The organism is Agrobacterium sp. LR_9, assembly GCF_041954855.1.
Classification (GTDB): Bacteria; Pseudomonadota; Alphaproteobacteria; order Rhizobiales; family Rhizobiaceae; genus Agrobacterium; species Agrobacterium leguminum.
In genome coordinates, this window is record NZ_JAVAYA010000024.1 from 14,016 (window position 1) to 33,075 (window position 19,060).

The window sequence follows — 19,060 nt, forward strand, 5'->3', positions numbered from 1 at the left end:
CTACTCCCTTTCAGACGCAATGACCGGGGCGGCAAGCCGCCCCGGTTTCAGATTTTACGCAGACATCACTTCTGCCAGCTTTTGACCAGTTCGTCGTAATTGACGGTGACCGGCTTTTCCTTTTCGTTGGCAATCTTCAGCTGCGGCGCCAGATTGCCCTTCGAAACGGCATCCTTGTTCCAGTATTCGATATCGTGCTCTTCCGCCAGTTTCGGGCCGATATCGCCCTGCACGCCAGCGCGTTCCAGACGGCTCATGACCTTTTCCTGCTCGGCGCAGAGAGAGTCCATCGCCGCTTGCGCGGTTTTCGCACCCGACGAAGCATCGCCGATCGCCTGCCACCAAAGCTGCGCCAGCTTCGGATAATCCGGAACGTTGGTGCCGGTCGGCGACCACTGCACGCGGGCTGGCGAACGATAGAACTCGATGAGACCGCCGAGTTTGGATGCCCGATCCGTGAAGCTCTTGTGGTGGATGGTGGTGTCGCGAATGAAGGTCAGGCCCACATGGCTCTTCTTCACATCCACGGTCTTGGAGGTCACGAACTGCGCATAGAGCCAGGCGGCCTTGGCACGGTCGTCGGGGGTGGATTTCATCAGCGTCCACGAACCCACGTCCTGATAACCGAGCTTCATGCCGTCCTTCCAGTAGACGCCATGCGGCGAAGGTGCGACGCGCCATTTCGGCGAACCGTCCTCGTTCACGACAGGCAGGCCGGGCTTGGCCATATCGGCGGTAAACGCCGTGTACCAGAAGATCTGCTGGGCGATGTTGCCCTGCGCCGGCACCGGACCGGATTCGGAGAAGGTCATGCCCTGCGCTTCCGGCGGCGCATATTTCTTCAGCCATTCGAGGTATTTCTCGATGGAATAGACCGAAGCCGGACCGTTGGTATCGCCGCCGCGCGCCACGCAGGAGCCGACCGGCTGTGACTTGTCGTTGACCTTGATGCCCCATTCATCGACCGGCAAACCGTTCGGCAGGCCCTTGTCGCCGTTGCCGGCCATGGAGAGCCAGGCATCGGTGAAGCGCCAGCCGAGCGAGGGGTCCTTCTTGCCGTAATCCATATGACCGAAGACCTTCTTGCCGTCGACATCGCGGCCGGTGAAGAATTCGGCAATATCCTCATAGGCCGACCAATTGACCGGCACGCCGAGGTCATAACCATATTTGGCCTTGAAATCGGCCTTGTTCTTTTCGTTGTTGAACCAGTCGTAACGGAACCAGTAGAGGTTCGCGAACTGCTGGTCGGGAAGCTGGTAGAGCTTCTTGTCCGGCGCCGTCGTAAAGGCGCTGCCGATGAAGTCCTTGAGGTCGAGGCCGGGATTGGTGACGTCCTTGCCTTCATTGGCCATGAAGTCGGTCAGGTTGCGCACCTGCTGGTAGCGCCAATGCGTGCCGATAAGGTCGCTGTCGTTGACCCAGCCGTCATAAAGGTTCTGGCCGGTCTGCATCTGGGTCTGGATTTTTTCGACGACGTCGCCTTCCTGGATCAGGTCGTGCGTGACCTTGATGCCGGTAATCGCGGTGAAGGCCGGAGCCAGAACCTTGGATTCATATTCATGGGTCGTCAGAGATTCGGAAACGACCTTGATTTCCATGCCCGCGAAGGGTTTCGCGGCATCGACAAACCATTGCAGCTCTTTTTCCTGATCGCCACGCGAAAGCGACGAAAGATCGCCGATTTCCTTGTCCAGAAACTGCTTTGCTTCCTCCATTCCGGCGAAAGCGGAACCCGTCATTGCCAGCAGCATAGCCGCCGTCGTCGTCATCAGATGCCGTCGCATATCAGTCCTCCCAGGGGTTTGCGATTGCATGAAGTCTGCGGGTGCGGTTTTCCTCCGCCGCACCGTTTTCCTGCTCTAGACAAATCGGAAAACGCCGATGGCGTAAACCAAGGATAGAGCGAGAGCCCACCACAGGTTCGGGCCGACCAGCCCGAGCCATGCGAGATGAATGAAGGCGCTGCCGAGCAGCGAGATAAACAGCCTGTCGCCGCGCGTGGTCTCGAAGCGCAAGAGGCCGAAGCGGGGATTGCCGCCGGGCGAGAGATATTCCCAGAACCACATTCCGACGAGCAGCAGGGCGATGGCGCCGAAAAAGGCCGCCGTCTGCCAAGTCCATGCCATCCAGGTAAAATCGGGCATCTTCGTCATGGTCAAACCCTCCCGAGCGCGAAGCCCTTGGCGATGTAATTGCGCACGAACCAGATCACCAGCGCGCCGGGGATCAGGGTCAGAACGCCGGCGGCGGCAAGCAGGCCCCAATCCATGCCGGCGGCGGAAACGGTGCGCGTCATGGTCGCGGCAATCGGCTTGGCGTCCGTCGTCGTCAGCGTGCGGGCGATCAGAAGCTCGACCCACGAGAACATGAAGCTGAAGAAGCAGGCGACACCGATGCCGGAAGCGATGAGCGGCATGAAGATTTTCACGAAGAATTTCGGGAAGGAGTAGCCGTCAATATAAGCGGTCTCGTCGATTTCCTTCGGCACGCCGGACATGAAACCTTCGAGAATCCACACCGCCAGCGGCACGTTGAACAGGCAATGCGCCAGCGCCACGGCGATATGCGTATCGATCAGGCCAAAAGCCGAATAAAGCTGAAAGAACGGCAGCGCGAAGACGGCGGGCGGCGCCATGCGGTTGGTCAAAAGCCAGAAGAACAGGTGCTTGTCGCCGAGAAAGCGATAACGCGAGAAGGCGTAAGCCGCCGGCAACGCCACCGCGACCGAGATCACCATGTTCATGACGACATAGATGATCGAATTGATATAGCCCGAATACCAGGATGAATCCGTGAAGATCGTCCGGTAGTTCTGCAACGTCGGCTGATGCGGATAAAGCGTCATGGAGGAGACGATTTCCGTGTTCGTCTTGAAGCTCATATTGACGAGCCAGTAAATGGGAACCAGCAGCAGCAGGATATAGATCGTCGGCACCAGCCAGGAAAAACGCGACGGCCCATGGTGGCGACGCCGTGCATTGACGGCAAGGCCGGATCGTCCCGTCGCAGTGGCTCTCACCGGCGAACTGCCGATGCCGTTGCGCTCCACGCTTGTGGTGACATTCGAGGCGCTCATGTCTCAAGTCTCCGCGTCGTGGCTGGTCATGACGGTGTAGAACACCCAGGACAGCAGCAGAATGATGAGGAAGTAGATCAGCGACATGGCCGCCGCCGGCCCGAGGTCGAACTGGCCGAGCGCCATCTTCACGAGATCGATGGACAGGAAGGTGGTGGAATTGCCCGGGCCGCCGCCGGTGACGACGAAAGGCTCGGTATAGATCATGAAGCTGTCCATGAAGCGCAGCAGGAAGGCGATCAGCAGCACCCGCTTCATCTTCGGCAGCTGGATGAACCGGAACACCGCGAAACGCGAGGCGCCGTCGATCCTTGCCGCCTGATAATAGGCATCCGGAATGGAAACGAGGCTGGCATAACACAGAAGGACGACAAGGCTCGTCCAGTGCCACACATCCATGATAACGACGGTGATCCATGCATCGACGGGATCGTTGACATAGTTGTAGTCGAGCCCAAGCTGATTGGCATAATAACCGAGTAGCCCGATATCGCTGCGCCCGAAAACCTGCCAGATCGTGCCGACCACATTCCACGGCACAAGCAGCGGCAGTGCCATGGTGACGAGGCAAACAGGCACGCCAATGCCGGATTTCGGCATCTTGAGTGCGATGAAAATGCCGAGCGGAATTTCAATCGCGAGGATGATGCCGGAGAACAGCAGGTTGCGCCCCAGCGCATCCCAGAAACGGTCCGAGGCCAGAATTTCCTCGAACCATTGCGTTCCAGCCCAGAAGAACTGGTTATTGCCGAACGTATCCTGCACCGAATAATTCACGACGGTCATCAGCGGAATGACGGCGGAAAAGGCGACCAGCACCAGCACCGGCAGCACCATGAACCATGCCTTGTTGTTCCAGCTCTTTTCCATGGTCAGGCCCCCATCTTTACACGCCACGAGTTGGCGAAGACGCCGATGGCGGCCGGATCGAAGCGAACACCCGCTTCCGCCGGGATTTCCTCGTCTTCGGCAACGACGATCGCGAGTTTCTGGCCGGCGAACCGGGCGCGCACGATCTTCTGCCGGCCGATATCCTCGACCTTGTCGACAGCTATGGGCATGCCGCCCCGTTCCAGCCGGACGAATTCCGGGCGGATGCCGATCTCGATGCGTTGCGCTCCGTCAACCTTTGGCGCACCGGCGAGCGGCACACCAAGGCCGCCGACCATTGCGGTCGCGCCGTCGATACTGGCGGGCAGCACATTCATGCCCGGCGAACCGATGAAATAACCGACGAAGGTATGTCCCGGCCGTTCGAAAAGCTCAGCCGGCGTGCCGATCTGGACGATCTGCCCGTCATACATGACCACAACCTTATCGGCGAAGGTCAGCGCTTCGGTCTGGTCATGGGTGACATACACCATGGTGAAACCGGACTGGCGATGCAGGCGTTTCAGCTGCGAGCGCAGCACCCATTTCATATGCGGGTCGATCACCGTCAGCGGCTCGTCGAAGAGGATGGCGTTGACATCGGACCGCACCAGCCCGCGCGCCAGCGAGATCTTCTGTTTCTGATCCGCCGTCAGACCACGCGCATGGCGTTTGGCCATGCCGGAAAGATCGGTCATTTCGAGGATTTCCCGCACCCGACGGTCCACCTCGGCCTCCGGCACATGCCGGTTGCGCAGCGGAAAGGCCAGATTGTCATAGACCGTCATCGTGTCGTAGACGACCGGGAACTGGAATACCTGCGCGATATTGCGGTCTTCCGTGGCGAAATCCGTCACGTCGGTTCCGTCAAAGGCGATGCGGCCTTCGGAGGGGCGCAGCAGCCCGGAAATGATGTTGAGCAGCGTGGTTTTGCCGCAGCCGGAAGGGCCGAGCAGAGCATAGGCGCCGCCGTCCTCCCATTCATGATGGACTTCCTTCAGCGCATAGTCGCCGGCAGCCTGCGCCTTTGCGTTATAGGCGTGGCGGATGTGATCGAGCGTGATGCGTGCCATGACCGATCTCCCTCAAGCCGCTTCGCCGATGGCGCGGCCATTCGCGTCAAAGGCCATCAGGTGTTTTGTATCGAGAAACAGCTCTATGTCCCTGTCCGGCTCGATGTCGTGAATGCCATGCGCGAGCATGACCCAGCGCCGGCCCGAAAATTCCACATGCACGAAGCTTTCCGATCCGGCGATTTCCGAAATCAGCGTCCGCGCCCGGATCGACTGCCGGGCCTCGCCCTTCGCCTGCGGGAAAAGATGATGCGGTTGGAACGCAATGGTCAAAGGTCCATCCGGCACGGCGGCAAGATGCGCCGGCACCGCAATCACCGCCTGGTCGGCACGGGTGAATGCACCGCCCGCCTTGATGACCTCGATGGTGTTGAGCGGCGGGTCTGCAAAAATTTCCGCGGTGACGATATCCACCGGACGCCGGTAAACCTCGATGGTACGGCTGAACTGCGTTACCCTGCCCTCGTTGAGCGTTGCGGTATTGCCGCCCAAAAGCAGCGCCTCGGAAGGTTCGGTCGTGGCATAAACGAAGATGGCGCCGGATTCGGCGAAAATGCGCGGCAGTTCCTCGCGCAACTCTTCGCGCAGCTTGTAATCGAGATTGGCCAGCGGCTCATCGAGCAGCACCAGATTGGCGTTCTTGACGATGGCGCGGGCGAGTGCTGTGCGCTGCTGCTGGCCGCCGGAAAGATTGAGCGGCGTGCGGTCGAGATAGGGCGTCAGCTTCAGAAGCTCGGCGGCTTTCCTCACTTCCCTGTCGATGGTCGCCTGGTCCTTGCCGGCAACGCGCATCGGCGAGGCGATGTTTTCGTAAACGCTGAGCGCCGGATAGTTGATGAACTGCTGATAGACCATGGCGACGTTGCGCTTCTGCACCGGCCACCCCGTCACATCTTCGCCATTGAAAAAGATCGAGCCCGCGCTCGGCTTGTCCAGCCCGGCCATCAGCCGCATCAGCGTCGTCTTGCCCGAAAGTGTCGGTCCAAGAAGGACGTTCAGGCTTCCGCGCTGCAACGTCAGATCGGTCGGGTGAATATGATATTCACCGCCAACCATCTTAGAGACGTTTCGCAATTCAAGCATGGTGATCCAAAGCCTCCTCCGCTTTTATCCGGATCGTCAGATTGCCCTTAAGCGCCCACCTGCAATGTCTTCGACATAATCCTCCAGCTCACGCACCTCTTCCGGGGTAAAAAAGAGCCCCTGCTTGGTGCGACGCCACAGAATATCCTCCGCCGTCAGCGCCCATTCCCGCGCCATCAGCCAGCGAACCTCAGCCTCGTACAGCGTACCGCCGAAATACCGCCCGAGCGCCGCCGCCTCCGTGGCATTGCCGATCAGCACCGCCGCATCCGTTCCGTAGCAGCGCACAAGCCGCTCCGCATGACGCTCTTCAAGAAAGGGGTAACGCGACCGCAGCGCCGAAACTTCCGCGGTGTAGGCCTCGGCGCCGAAATTTCCACCCGGCAAATGCGAGCCCGCCGTCCATGGCGCACCCTTTTCACCCAGCGCATCGCCGATTTTTTCAAGAGCATGTTCGGCAAGCCGCCGATAGGTGGTGAGCTTGCCGCCGAAAATATTGAGAAGCGGCGCTTCACCTTCCGCCCCTTCGGTTTTCAGCACATAATCGCGGGTCGCTTCCTGCGCTTTCGATGCTCCGTCATCGAACAGCGGGCGCACGCCGGAATAGGTCCAGACGATATCCGCCGGCTCCACCGGTTCAGCGAAATATTCGCTCGCCGCATTGCAAAGATAGCTGATCTCCTCGTCGCTGATCTTAACAGCCCGGGGGTCGGCGGTATAGTCGCGATCCGTCGTGCCGATCAGCGTAAAGTCCTGTTCATAGGGAATGGCGAAGATGATCCGCCCGTCCGGATTCTGGAAAAAATAGGCACGCGGATCGGAAAATTTCTTGCGCACGATGATGTGGCTGCCCTGCACCAGGCGGACATTATGGACATTGTTTTTGCCGAACGCCGAGGACAGCACCTTGTCCACCCAGGGACCCGCGGCATTCACCAGCATGCGCGCCCGGTAGGTTTTGGCCTCTCCGGCCGCATTTTTCGTTTCGACATGCCAGAAGGTGCCTTCGCGTCGGGCCGAAACCACCTGCGTGCGGTTGAGGATGAGCGCGCCGCGATTGGCAGCGTCGCGGGCATTCAGCACCACCAGGCGGGCATCATCCACCCAGCCATCCGAATATTCGAAGGCGCGGGCAAAAATCGGTTTCAAAGGTTTCCCGGCGGGATCGCGGCGCAGATCGAGCGAGCGGGTCGCGGGCAGAAGCTTGCGGCCGCCGAGATGGTCGTACAGAAACAGCCCGAGACGCACGAGCCAGGCCGGGCGCACGCCACCTTTCTGGAACGGCAATACGAAGCGCATGGGCCAGATGATGTGCGGCGCCATGGCCCACAGCACCTCACGTTCCATCAGCGCTTCGCGCACCAGACGAAACTCGTAATGTTCGAGATAACGCAAACCGCCATGGATAAGCTTGGTAGCGGCGGAAGAGGTGCCGGAGGCGAAATCGTTCATTTCCGCAAGCGCGACGGAATAGCCCCTGCCCACGGCGTCACGCGCGATGCCGCAGCCATTGATACCGCCGCCGATCACGAAAATATCGTGGATTGCCTCGTCAGACATGGACCCTCCCGCGCTTTCATCGACGCTCTCCTCATCGATATACTGAAAGCACGGACATCTAATTCGAAGACAAAACGAATGTCAAACGAAATTCATGGGCTATCCCGATCAGGACTCGACCATCTCGGTTTCGATCAACCGGACGTCATGATCGGCACAGATGGCCCGGATCGAATCCACCGGACAATGATCGGTGATGAAAGTATGCACCTGGGAAAGATGGCCGATACGAACCGGAGCCGTGCGCTCGAATTTGAGCGAATCCGACACCAGAATGACATGGCGTGCATTGGAGATGATTGCCTGCGCGACCTTGACCTCACGAAAGTCGAAATCCAGCAAAGCGCCATCCTCATCGATGGCCGAAACGCCGATGACCGCAAAATCCACCTTGAACTGGCGAATGAAATCCACCGCCGCCTCGCCGACGATACCGCCATCGGAACCGCGCACGACACCGCCGGCAATCACCACCTCGATACCGGGGAAGACCCGCAACCTGTTGGCAACATTGATGTTGTTGGTAATGACCATCAACTCGTGATGATCCGCCAGCGCTTCGCCCACGGCTTCGGTCGTCGTGCCGATATTGATGAAGAGTGACGAGTTGTTCGGGATAAGGGCGGCGGCGGCGGCGCCTATCGCCTGCTTTTCGGAAGAGGCTATCGCCCGACGCGCCTCGTATTTGACGTTTTCATTGCCGCTTGGAAAAAGCGCGCCGCCGTGGATGCGGGTTAAAACCCGCGTATCGCAGAGATCGTTCAGATCCTTGCGGATCGTCTGGGGAGTGACGGAGAACCGCGCCGCCAGCTCGTCGACCAGCACCCGCCCGTTCGCTTTCGCCAGCGCAACGATTTCATCCTGACGCGGTGTGAGCAGCATTTCACCCTCCCTCCTCTTTCAATTTTTTCGTTTTATTGAAGAGCGAACGAAAAACCAATGTCAAGGGACGGTTTTGCAGCAGCGATAGTGGCGGGATGAAAACAGGTCGTGAACCCCACGACGCCATTTGACGATATTATTTAGCCGACTTTCTGAATGAGCGGGCTGGAACGGGACATCGCCGAAGACGCGGCACCAAATGCATCGCCGATGCCGATTAGCACCGGTTCGTTTACACCCAGCCTCTCAACGGCCGCAGCCAATTGCGTAAGCGAACCGCACCAGCGCTGTTCGTTTGAGCGACTGACGGAAATCATGATGGCAACGGGCGTTAATGCAGGCATTCCATGGGCAAGCAGGGCAGCTTCGATCTCGGCTGCGGTGCGCCCACCCATGTAAAAGACCGTGGTTACGGAAGGGTCAGACAGCGATTTCCAGTCGATATTCTCCGGCAGCCTTCCCTGTCGGGAATGGCCGGTGATGAAGCGTACCGACTGGGCATGGTCGCGATGGGTCAGGGACACACCCAGGCGCGAGGCCATGGCGCTTGCGGCAGTGATGCCGGGCACGATCTCGACCGGGATATTTTCAGCCTCCAGCGCAGCGATCTCCTCGCCGGCGCGCCCGAAAATCATGGGATCGCCGGATTTCAACCGCACCACCCGTTTGCCGGCCTTGGCGAGACGGATCATCATGTCATTGATATCTTCCTGCCTGCAGCTTTCCCGGCCGCCACGCTTTCCGACCAGCATGCGTTTCGCCTCCCGCCGCGCCAGTTCCAGCACTTCCGCCGAGACGAGATCGTCGAACAGGATGACATCGGCCGCCTGCAAAGCGCGCACCGCTTTCAGTGTCAGCAGTTCGGCATCGCCCGGTCCGGCGCCCACAAGCGTCACAAGGCCGCGCCCCGATCCTGCCCGCGCAGCCTGCATTCCGATATCCGCAAGCAGCCTTTCCTCGCTGCGCTCATCCAGCCTTTCGGTAAAAGCCCGATCGACGAATTTTTCCCAGAAAGAGCGCCGCGACGCACCGGGAGCGAGCCGCAGATTGACGCGCTCGCGGATTGTCTGGGCAAGCGCGCCCCAATCCTTCAGCGAAAGCGGCAGCAATGTCTCAATGCGTCGGCGGATAGCCTGCGCCAGAATGGGTGCTGCGCCATCGGTGGAAATAGATACCACCACCGGCGAGCGATTGACGATGGAGCCGAACTGGAACTGGCAGAATTCCGGCTTGTCGATGACATTGACGGGAACGCCGGCCGCGCGCGCGGCATCGTAGAAGCTCGCGGCTTCCGCATCGGTCTCGCAATCCGCCAGAGCCAGTTCCGCGCCGCCGAAGATATCCGGACCCCACGGACGGTCATGCCATCTCAGCATCTGGCTTTTTGCGACAAGCACTGCAAAGCTTTCCGAAAGCTCGCTTGCCTCGCAATAAAGATGCAATTCCGCCCCGCAGGCCAGCAGCAGTTCCGCCTTCCAGGCGGCCCCGTCCGATCCGCCCGCCAGCACCACGCGCTTGCCCTCAAGCCCCCAGAAGACCGGCAACTTGGCTAATCTTTCCATGCGGGCCGGTTCATTCCGCTGCGGTTTTAAGGCATCCATCGATGATCCCCCTGATTTCAGCGCGGCAGGAGCCGCAATTGGTTCCGGCATTCAACGCCTTGCCTATGGCTTCGACGCTGCGGCAGCCTTCGCGGATGGCCGCGGTAATCTGGTTCACTCCGACGTTAAAGCAGGAGCAGACGGTGGCGCCCGGATCGGCGCGGCCGGCACCGGGGCGACCAGCGACCAGCGCAAAACGCATGCGCAGATCCTCATGACGCTCGGCAAGTTGCGAGATCGCCCAGTTGCGGGCGACGGCCACCGGCTGCCTGGCGACGAACAGCGCTGCCAGCAGGATATCGCCGTCGAAGAAGGCGAGGCGCAGGTCGCCCGTCTGCCGGTCACTATAACCCAGCGGCTCGACCCTGGCCTCGATGCCGAAGACCTGTCGCGCCCAGAGTGTCCAGTCCTGCGGCTCCTCGGCAAAGGCGAGCTCCATGCGATAACCGCCATCCGCTTTGGCCATGGCCCAGTAAGCACAATCCGGTGCATCCGGCCGGATGCGGGAGATGGCGAAACCATAGGCCTTCGCTTCGAAGCGCCTTGCCCTTACTGCAACGTTTTTCGAGGCGGGCTGGCCGGAATGCGGATCAGTCACCGGCGCAACCACAACATCGATGCGCGCCTGCGAGGCGAACTGGTCGTTCCAGTGCATCGGCGCAAACACCGAGCCGCGCGCCTGCCTTTCGCTCACCAGCGCCCGCAGCAGAACCTTGCCATGGGGGCTTTCCAGTTCCACCAGATCGGCGCTTTCGATTCCCAGCGCCTGCGCATCGCGCGGATGAAGCTCGGCGAAGGGTTCCGCGATATGGGCGGTCAGGCGCGCACTTTTGCCGGTGCGGGTCATGGTGTGCCATTGATCGCGGATACGGCCCGTATTCAGTGTCAGCGGATAATCCGCCGATGTCCTGCCGGTCTCCGGCAAAGCGGTGGCGATGAACCGCGCCTTGCCATCAGCATGGTAAAACCGCCCATCCGCGAAAAAGCGGGTAACGACAGCATCGCCCGGCCCGGCCTTCGGCCATTGAAACGGCGTCATCGCATCATAGGAATTCCGCTCGACGCCGCTGATATCGAAATCGCGACTGCCGGCATTCTCGAAGCCGGAAAGAGCGGCATGTTCGGCAAAAATCTCCGATGGCTGGCCATAGGCGAAGGCCGTGCCGAAACCCATGCGCCGGCCCACTTCCGCCATTTGCCACCAGTCCGCTTTCGCTTCGCCCGGCACATCGAGAAAACCGCGCTGGCGGGAAATGCGCCGCTCGGAATTGGTGACGGTGCCGTCCTTTTCACCCCAGCCAAGCGATGGCAGAAGCACATGGGCATGGCGGGCCGTATCGGTACTCGCCATGACATCGGACACCACGACGAAAGGACAGGCCTTGATGGCCGCCTCGACGGTACCGGCATCCGGCATGGAAACCACCGGGTTGGTCGCCATGATCCACAGCGCCTTGATGCGGCCATCGGCCACCGCCCTGAACATGTCCACCGCCTTCAGTCCGGGTTTTTCCGCAATGGCGGGCGAGGCCCAGAAGCGCCGCACACGGTCGCGATCCTCGGCATTTTCGATGGCCATATGGGCGGCCAGCATGTTGGCCAGCCCGCCGACCTCGCGCCCGCCCATGGCGTTCGGCTGGCCGGTCAGCGAAAACGGCCCCATGCCCGGCCTGCCGATGCGGCCGGTGGCAAGGTGGCAATTGATGATAGCGTTGACCTTGTCGGTGCCGCTTTTAGACTGGTTGACGCCCTGGCTGTAGCAGGTGACGGTTTTTTCGGTGCGTTCGAACAATTCGTAAAAGGAAATCAGTTCGGCAATCGTCAGGCCGGTGGCTTCGGCGATCTCCGGCAGGCTGTGTCCGTTTGCTGCCTGCATCGCCGCATCAAAACCGAGCGTGTGATTTTCCACATAACCGCGATCGATTGCGGGACTATCAGAAAGATGCGCCAGCAAGCCGGTAAACAGTGCCACATCTCCATCCGGGCGGATGGCGAGGTGCATATCAGCAATATCGGCGCTCATCGTCCGACGCGGATCGATAACGACGACTTTCATTTCCGGCCGCGCAGCCTTTGCCGCCGCAAGCCTTTGGTAAAGCACTGGATGGCACCAGGCGAGATTGGAACCGGTGAGGATCACCAGATCGGCAAGCTCCATATCCTCATAGGTGCCCGGCACCGTATCGGCCCCAAAGGCACGGCGATGGCCGGCGACGGAAGACGACATGCACAGCCTTGAATTGGTATCGATATTGGCCGAGCCGATGAAACCCTTCATCAGCTTGTTGGCGAGATAATAATCCTCGGTCAGCAATTGGCCGGAGACGTAAAAGGCGACGGAGTCCGGGCCGTGTTCGGCGATGGCTTGAGAAAACCGGGAAGCGACGAGGTCAAGCGCTTCGTCCCATGACGCCCGCCTGCCGGCGATTTCCGGGTGGAGCAGGCGACCGTCGAGGTCGATGGTTTCGGCCAGAGCCGAACCTTTGGAGCACAGCCGTCCGAAATTGGCGGGGTGATCCTCATCGCCTCTGACGGATACCGCGCCATCGTCGTTGACGGTGGCGATGACGCCGCAGCCAACGCCGCAATAGGGACAGGTGGTTTTTGTTTCAGTGGGCATGGGTTTGCCCCCTCAGTGCGTGGCGGTTACCCCCCTCTGTCCTGCCGGACATCTCCCCCTCAAGGGGAGAGATCGACAAGCGGATGGCTCCCCGTTTCCTCTCCACCGGCAACGACGCCAGTTGTGAATGGACGTTTGTGCCGCGAGTGATCTCCCCCCTTGAGGGGGAGATGTCCGGCAGGACAGAGGGGGGTAACGCCACCGCCATCGCAATTCACTCCGCCGCAATCATCAGGGTTTCGAGCGCTATCGAAAGCCTTCCATCCAGATTACGCACCGGAATGGTCCTCACCTCGCCCTCATCCGCCCCCAAGGCCTTGCCAGTTTCCAGCGAAATGACCCAATTATGCAAAGGACATGTCACCGAAGCGCCATGCACGATGCCCTGGCTCAGCGGCCCGCCCTTGTGCGGGCAGTGGTCCTCGATGGCGAAGACCTGATTTTCCGCCGTGCGGAACACGGCGATCTTGCCCATCGGCGTTTTGACGCAACGCGCGCCGCGCAGGGGAATGTCGGAGATATCGCCAATATCGATCCAGTTGCTGTCCATCGTTCTCACTCCGCCGCCTGATTGAAACCGATCGCCGCCATGGGCCTGAATTCGTGCTTGTCGTGGCCGGATACGCGTTCCGACCAGGGATCGACCTGCGCGAATTTTTGGCTGAAGACGAAGCGATCGAAATAGGCCTTGCGCTTTTCCGCATCGTCCATGATCTGGCGGCGGATTTCGTCATAACCGATGCGCTTGGCCCATTTGTAAATGCGCTCAAGATAGCGGGCCTGTTCGCGATACATCTGCGTCAGCGCCACGATATGCTCCAGCGCCTCATCCTCGGTTTTGACGAGACCCAGAACTTCCGTGCCCTTGATATCGAGGCCGGCGGCACCGGCGAAATGGATCTCGAAACCGGAATCGACGCAGATCACGCCGATATCCTTGCAGGTCGCCTCCGCGCAGTTGCGCGGACAGCCTGAGACCGCAAGTTTCAGCTTGGCGGGTGTCCACGAGCCCCACATGAATTTTTCGATGCGGATGCCAAGGCCGGTGGAATCCTGCGTGCCGAAGCGGCACCATTGCTGGCCGACGCAGGTTTTGACCGTGCGCAAACCTTTGGCGTAAGCCTGGCCGGAAATGAAACCAGCCTTGCCGAGATCGGCCCAGACCGCCGGCAGATCCTCCTTCTCGATGCCGAGAAGATCGATGCGCTGGCCGCCCGTCACCTTCACCATCGGGATTTCGAACTTGTCGACCACATCCGCAATCGCCCGGAGCTCGGAGGAAGAGGTGACGCCGCCCCACATGCGCGGAACGACGGAATAGGTACCGTCCTTCTGGATATTGGCGTGGACGCGCTCATTGATGAAACGCGACTGGTAATCGTCGGCATATTCATCCGGCCAGTCGCAGACGAGGTAATAATTGAGCGCCGGCCGGCATTTGGCGCAGCCGCAGGAGGTCTTCCATTCCAGCTCCTGCATCACGGCGGGAATGGTCTTCAGCCCCTTCGCCTTGATGAGACGGCGCACATCGTCGTGGCCAAGATCGGTGCATTTGCACATGGGCTGCACGGCAGCGGGATTGTAGCTGTCACCGAGCGTTATCGTCATCAGCTGCTCGACAAGGCCGGTGCAATTGCCGCAGGAGGCGGATGCCTTCGTGTGGGCGCGCACATCGTCCAGCGATGTCAGCCCCTTGGAGGTGATGGCCGATGTGATCTTGCCCTTGCAGACGCCGTTGCAGCCGCAGATTTCCGCATCATCCGGCAAGGCTGCAACGGCCGCCATAGGGTCCAGTGGCGACCCTCCCTGATAGGCCTGGCCGAAGATCAGGGTTTCGCGCATGGCGGAAATATCGGTCGATTTCTTCATCAGATCGAAGAACCACGAGCCGTCCGCCGTCTCGCCGTAAAGCACCGCGCCGATGATGCGGTTTTCCTTGAGGATCAGGCGCTTATAGACACCGGCGGTGGCATCGCGCAGCACGATTTCCTCGCGGTCGTCGCCTTCGGCGAAATCACCGGCGGAAAACAGGTTGATGCCGGTGACCTTCAGCTTGGTATTGGTGACAGAGCCGTGATATTCGGCCGAGCCGCCGCACAGCCGGTCCGCCAGCACCCGCGCCGATTCATAAAGCGGCGCGACCAGTCCGTAGCACATGCCGCGATGCTCGGCGCATTCGCCGAGCGCATAGATCGAGGCGTCGGACGTCATCATGCCATCATCCACCACGATGCCGCGATTGACGGCTATACCCGCCTCCTTGGCGAGGCCCGAGGCAGGACGGATGCCGACCGCCATCACCACCATGTCGCCCTTGATGACGCGGCCATCTTCCAGCTCGATGCCCTCGACCTTCTCCTCACCCAGAATGCATTTGGTATTGGCCTTGGTGATGATGTCGATGCCGCGCTCGTTAAGCGCCTTTTCGAGAAGATAGGCCGCTGCTGGATCGAGCTGGCGCTCCATGATCGTCGGCATCAGGTGGATGACGGTAACGTCCATGCCCTGGCGCTTGAGGCCATAGGCGGCTTCCAGCCCGAGAAGACCGGCGCCGATGACGATGGCGCGGCCCTTGCCCTCGGCGATTTCCAGCATCTTCGTCACATCGTCGAGATCGCGGTAGGCGAGCACGCCCGGCAATTGGTGGCCGGGGACGGGAATGATGAAGGGCAACGAACCGGTGGCGATCACCAGCTTGTCGTAGGAAACCGTGATGCCGTTTTCGCTGGTCACGGTCTTTCTGTCGCGGTCGATGCCGGTGACCTTCGCACCCTTGTGCAGCGTCACATTGTTAGCCGCATACCATTCGTCATTATGAATGACGATGTCTTCATAGCTCTTTTCGCCAGAAAGCACCGGCGAGAGCATGATGCGGTCGTAATTGACGCGCGGCTCGGCGTTAAAAATGGTGACGTCGTAAAGGCCGGGAGCGGTTTCGAACAGGTTCTCCAGCATGCGCCCCGGCGCCATGCCATTGCCGATGATGACGAGTTTTTGCGTCATGGTCGTTACTCCGCAGCTTCGACGAAGCGGTGACGTTCGTAAAGGAACTTCAGCACGGCCTCGCGGCATTTGAGGTAGGTCTTGTCGGATGCGAGCTCGATGCGGTTGCGCGGGCGTGCCAGCGGCACCTCCAGCACTTCGCCGATGTGGGCTGCCGGACCGTTGGTCATCATCACGATACGGTCGGAAAGCAGCACCGCCTCGTCGACATCATGAGTGATCATGACCATGGTGTTGCCAAGCCGGGCGTGGATTTCCATCACCGCGTCCTGGAGATGGGCACGGGTCAGCGCGTCCAGCGCACCGAAAGGCTCGTCGAGCAGCAGGATCTTCGGCTCCATGGCGAGCGCGCGGGCAATGCCGACGCGCTGTTTCATGCCGCCGGAAATTTCAGACGGTTTCTTGTCCTTAGCATGGGCCATCTGCACGAGATCGAGATTGCGCATGACCCAGTCATGCCGCTCGGCCCGGGTCTTGGTATTGCGGAAGACCTTCTCGACGGCGAGGTTCACGTTTTCATAAACCGAAAGCCAAGGCAGCAGGCTGTGGTTCTGGAACACGACGGCGCGTTCCGGGCCGGGCTCGTTGACCTCGCGGTTTTCGAGCAGAACGGCGCCGGCAGACACTTTCGTCAGTCCGGCGATGAGATTGAGCATGGTGGATTTGCCGCAACCGGAATGGCCGATGACGGAGACGAATTCGCCTTTTTCGATGGTGAGATTGATGCCTTTCAGCACCTCGGCGCGCGAACCGCCCTTGTCGAAATATTTGTCGATGTGATCGAGCTTCAGATAAGCGTTCATGATCGTCGCCCTCTTAATTTGCCGCAGCGCCGCGGGTGATGACCTTGCCGAGCGCCGCCACCAGCTTGTCGAGCACGAAGCCGACGACGCCGATGTAGACAAGCGCCACGATGATGTCGGGCAGGCGCGAGGAGTTCCACGCATCCCAGATGAAGAAACCGATGCCGACGCCGCCGGTCAGCATTTCCGCCGCGACGATTGCGAGCCACGAAAGGCCGACACCGATACGCAGGCCGGTGAAGATGTAGGGTGCCGCCGAAGGCAGCATGATCTTGAAGAAGAATTCGAGCTGGTTGAGTCGCAGCACCTGCGCCACGTTGCGGTAGTCCTGCGGAATATTGCGCACGCCGACTGCGGTATTGATGATGACCGGCCAGATGGAGGTGATGAAGATCACGAAAATGGCCGAAGGATTGCTGTCCTGAAAGGCGGCCAGCGAAAGCGGCAGCCAGGCAAGCGGCGGCACGGTGCGCAGCACCTGGAAGATCGGATCGAGACCGCGCATGGCCCAGACCGACTGACCGACGACAGCGCCGAGAATGATGCCGGCAATGGCGGCGAGGCCGAAACCGTAAGCCACACGCTCCAGCGAGACCAGCACGCGCCAGCCAAGGCCGATATCCTGCGAACCATTATGGAAGAACGGCGATACGATGAGATCGTAGCTCTCCTCGAAAACCTGGCTCGGGGGCGGCAGCGATGAGCCGGGGGCGGAACAGAGCAATTGCCAGACGCCCAGCAGAATGGCGAGGACGATGAACGGCGGTACGATGTTGCGGGCAGCGGCCGCACCCCATTTGCGCAGATCGATCCGCGGCGACTGTTTCGGCGCAAGCGACACGACATTTGCTTTCTGCGTTGCCGGCTGGTGCGGCTCTTCCTTGAATTTTCGGGCCAATGCGGACATGGGCATTTCCTCTTGATGTCGGTTGCGGTCTGGGGCTCGCCCCTCATCCGGTCTTCAGTCGCGCCGGTTGGGCAGCGCACCTGGCGGATGAGGGGCGACACCCCGGGTCTCCTCCTCAGGAGGCCGCCTTGATGGACAGGCTTTCGAGATAGGCCGACGGATTTTCCGGGTCGAAGACCTTGCCGTCGAAGAAGGTTTCCTTGCCACGCGAGGTGGAGGCGGGAAGATCGGCGACGCCGAGATCCTTGGCCGCCGCGCGCCAGATATCCTCACGGTTCACCTTCTCCACCAGCGCTTTCACATCCGTATCGGGTGCGAATTTGCCCCAGCGGATGTTTTCCGCGATGAACCAGCTGTCGTGGCTGCGGAAGGGATAGGAGGCATGGTCCTGCCAGAACTTCATCTGCAGGCCGGTATTTTCGAGCACGCGGCCGTTGCCGTAATTGATATTGCCCTTCAGGCGGCCAAGCACATCCTTCGGCGGCACATTGAACCATTGGCGTTTGCCGAGGATGGTGGACATTTCCTCCTTGTTCGCCATCTCGTCGCACCATTGCTGCGCTTCCATCACCGCCATCAGCAGCGCCTTGGTGGCATTGGGGTTCTTTTCCACCCAGTCGGCGCGCATGCCGAGCGCCTTTTCCGGATGGCCCTTCCAGAGTTCGCCGGTGGTACAGGCGGTAAAACCGATGCCCTGATTAACGAGCTGCTCGTTCCAGGGTTCGCCCACACAGAAGACGTCCATATTGCCCACCTTCATATTGGCGACCATCTGCGGCGGCGGAACGACGATGGTAGAGACGTCCTTGTCCGGATCGATGCCGCCGGCGGCCAGCCAATAGCGAATCCAGAGATCATGCGTGCCGCCGGGGAAGGTCATGGCGGCCTTGATTTCCTTGCCCTCGGCCTTCTTTTTCTCGAAAGCCGCCTTCAGCTTGGAGGCATCCAGCTGAACGCCGGTTTCGGCATATTCCTTGGCGACGGAAATGCCCTGGCTGTCGAGGTTGAGGCGGGCGAGGATGGTCATCGGCACCGGCACATTGTTCTGGGTCACCTTGCCGGTATGCATGAGATAGGGCATGGGCGTCAGAATATGCGCACCGTCGATGCCGTTCGATGCGCCGCCTAGCACGAGATTGTCGCGCGTCGCGCCCCAGGAGGCCTGTTTCAGAACCTCGACATCCGGCATGCCGTGTTTGGCGAACAGGCCCTTTTCCGCCGCAATGATGAGCGGGGCGGCATCGGTGAGCGCGATGAAGCCGATTTTCGCGCCTTTCACCTCGGGCTCAGCGGTGGCTGCGAAAGCACCGCACGGAAAGGCCACGCGCACGGCGCTGACAAGGGCGGCGGTGGCTGTCGTCTTCAGTATCGTGCGGCGGCTGACATCGCCGGAGAATATCTTTTTCATTCGCATGTTCCCCTTATTGGGCCACCTCTGCGGGTGACGCTTTCGCTTGCGAAAAAACCTGAAAATAAAAAAACGCCGCTCGGTGTTTGCGCCTGCGGAACGGGAGGTGTTCCGGGCAGCAAAACCTTGCGACGTCTGTGTCTTCTGAAAGCGCCTATGCCGCGCCTTGCT

15 protein-coding genes are annotated in these 19,060 nt (G+C 60.3%); all 15 read right to left on the bottom strand.

Going from position 1 to position 19,060, the window contains the following annotated elements; all coding sequences use genetic code 11:
• Positions 1–65: 65 nt before the first annotated feature.
• Positions 66–1,787: an ABC transporter substrate-binding protein gene (locus tag RAC79_RS21420; RefSeq protein WP_003519735.1), complete on the bottom strand. Its 1,722-nt coding sequence runs from the start codon at positions 1,785–1,787 to the stop codon at positions 66–68.
• A 75-nt stretch (positions 1,788–1,862) separates the two neighbouring features.
• Entirely contained in the window at positions 1,863–2,156 is a 294-nt protein-coding gene (locus RAC79_RS21425; RefSeq protein ID WP_003519736.1) for a DUF2160 domain-containing protein, read from the bottom strand.
• 2 nt (positions 2,157–2,158) lie between these two features.
• Entirely contained in the window at positions 2,159–3,079 is a 921-nt protein-coding gene (locus RAC79_RS21430) for a carbohydrate ABC transporter permease (RefSeq protein ID WP_035261093.1), read from the bottom strand.
• A 3-nt stretch (positions 3,080–3,082) separates the two neighbouring features.
• Positions 3,083–3,949: a carbohydrate ABC transporter permease gene (locus tag RAC79_RS21435; RefSeq protein WP_065117167.1), complete on the bottom strand. Its 867-nt coding sequence runs from the start codon at positions 3,947–3,949 to the stop codon at positions 3,083–3,085.
• Between the two features lie 2 nt (positions 3,950–3,951).
• Positions 3,952–5,022 carry an ABC transporter ATP-binding protein gene (locus RAC79_RS21440; RefSeq protein ID WP_142845573.1) on the bottom strand — a complete coding sequence of 357 codons (1,071 nt, stop codon included), beginning with the start codon at positions 5,020–5,022 and terminating at the stop codon, positions 3,952–3,954.
• Between the two features lie 12 nt (positions 5,023–5,034).
• Positions 5,035–6,105, bottom strand: coding sequence for an ABC transporter ATP-binding protein (locus tag RAC79_RS21445; RefSeq protein ID WP_078052184.1), 1,071 nt, complete (start codon positions 6,103–6,105; stop codon positions 5,035–5,037).
• A 36-nt stretch (positions 6,106–6,141) separates the two neighbouring features.
• On the bottom strand, positions 6,142–7,665 hold the full coding sequence (gene glpD, locus RAC79_RS21450) for a glycerol-3-phosphate dehydrogenase (RefSeq protein ID WP_078052185.1): 1,524 nt from the start codon (positions 7,663–7,665) through the stop codon (positions 6,142–6,144).
• 108 nt (positions 7,666–7,773) lie between these two features.
• On the bottom strand, positions 7,774–8,547 hold the full coding sequence (locus tag RAC79_RS21455; protein WP_078052186.1) for a DeoR/GlpR family DNA-binding transcription regulator: 774 nt from the start codon (positions 8,545–8,547) through the stop codon (positions 7,774–7,776).
• Between the two features lie 140 nt (positions 8,548–8,687).
• On the bottom strand, positions 8,688–10,148 hold the full coding sequence (gene cysG / locus RAC79_RS21460; protein ID WP_174040130.1) for a siroheme synthase CysG: 1,461 nt from the start codon (positions 10,146–10,148) through the stop codon (positions 8,688–8,690).
• The gene (locus RAC79_RS21465) at positions 10,120–12,768 is read right to left on the bottom strand and encodes a molybdopterin-dependent oxidoreductase (protein ID WP_374997522.1); all 2,649 of its coding nucleotides are present in this window, start codon (positions 12,766–12,768) and stop codon (positions 10,120–10,122) included. The genes cysG and RAC79_RS21465 overlap by 29 nt, the downstream gene beginning before the upstream one ends.
• 214 nt (positions 12,769–12,982) lie before the next feature.
• Entirely contained in the window at positions 12,983–13,318 is a 336-nt protein-coding gene (gene nirD / locus RAC79_RS21470) for a nitrite reductase small subunit NirD (protein ID WP_003519747.1), read from the bottom strand.
• Between the two features lie 5 nt (positions 13,319–13,323).
• Positions 13,324–15,771 carry a nitrite reductase large subunit NirB gene (nirB, locus tag RAC79_RS21475; RefSeq protein WP_142845578.1) on the bottom strand — a complete coding sequence of 816 codons (2,448 nt, stop codon included), beginning with the start codon at positions 15,769–15,771 and terminating at the stop codon, positions 13,324–13,326.
• 5 nt (positions 15,772–15,776) lie between these two features.
• Positions 15,777–16,574 carry an ABC transporter ATP-binding protein gene (locus tag RAC79_RS21480; RefSeq protein WP_003497964.1) on the bottom strand — a complete coding sequence of 266 codons (798 nt, stop codon included), beginning with the start codon at positions 16,572–16,574 and terminating at the stop codon, positions 15,777–15,779.
• Positions 16,575–16,587: 13 nt separating this feature from the next.
• Positions 16,588–17,481: a nitrate ABC transporter permease gene (ntrB, locus tag RAC79_RS21485; RefSeq protein ID WP_142845579.1), complete on the bottom strand. Its 894-nt coding sequence runs from the start codon at positions 17,479–17,481 to the stop codon at positions 16,588–16,590.
• A gap of 115 nt (positions 17,482–17,596) precedes the next feature.
• A complete protein-coding gene (locus RAC79_RS21490; RefSeq protein WP_142845580.1) occupies positions 17,597–18,889 on the bottom strand; it encodes a CmpA/NrtA family ABC transporter substrate-binding protein in 1,293 nt (430 codons plus the stop codon).
• Positions 18,890–19,060 lie beyond the last annotated feature (171 nt).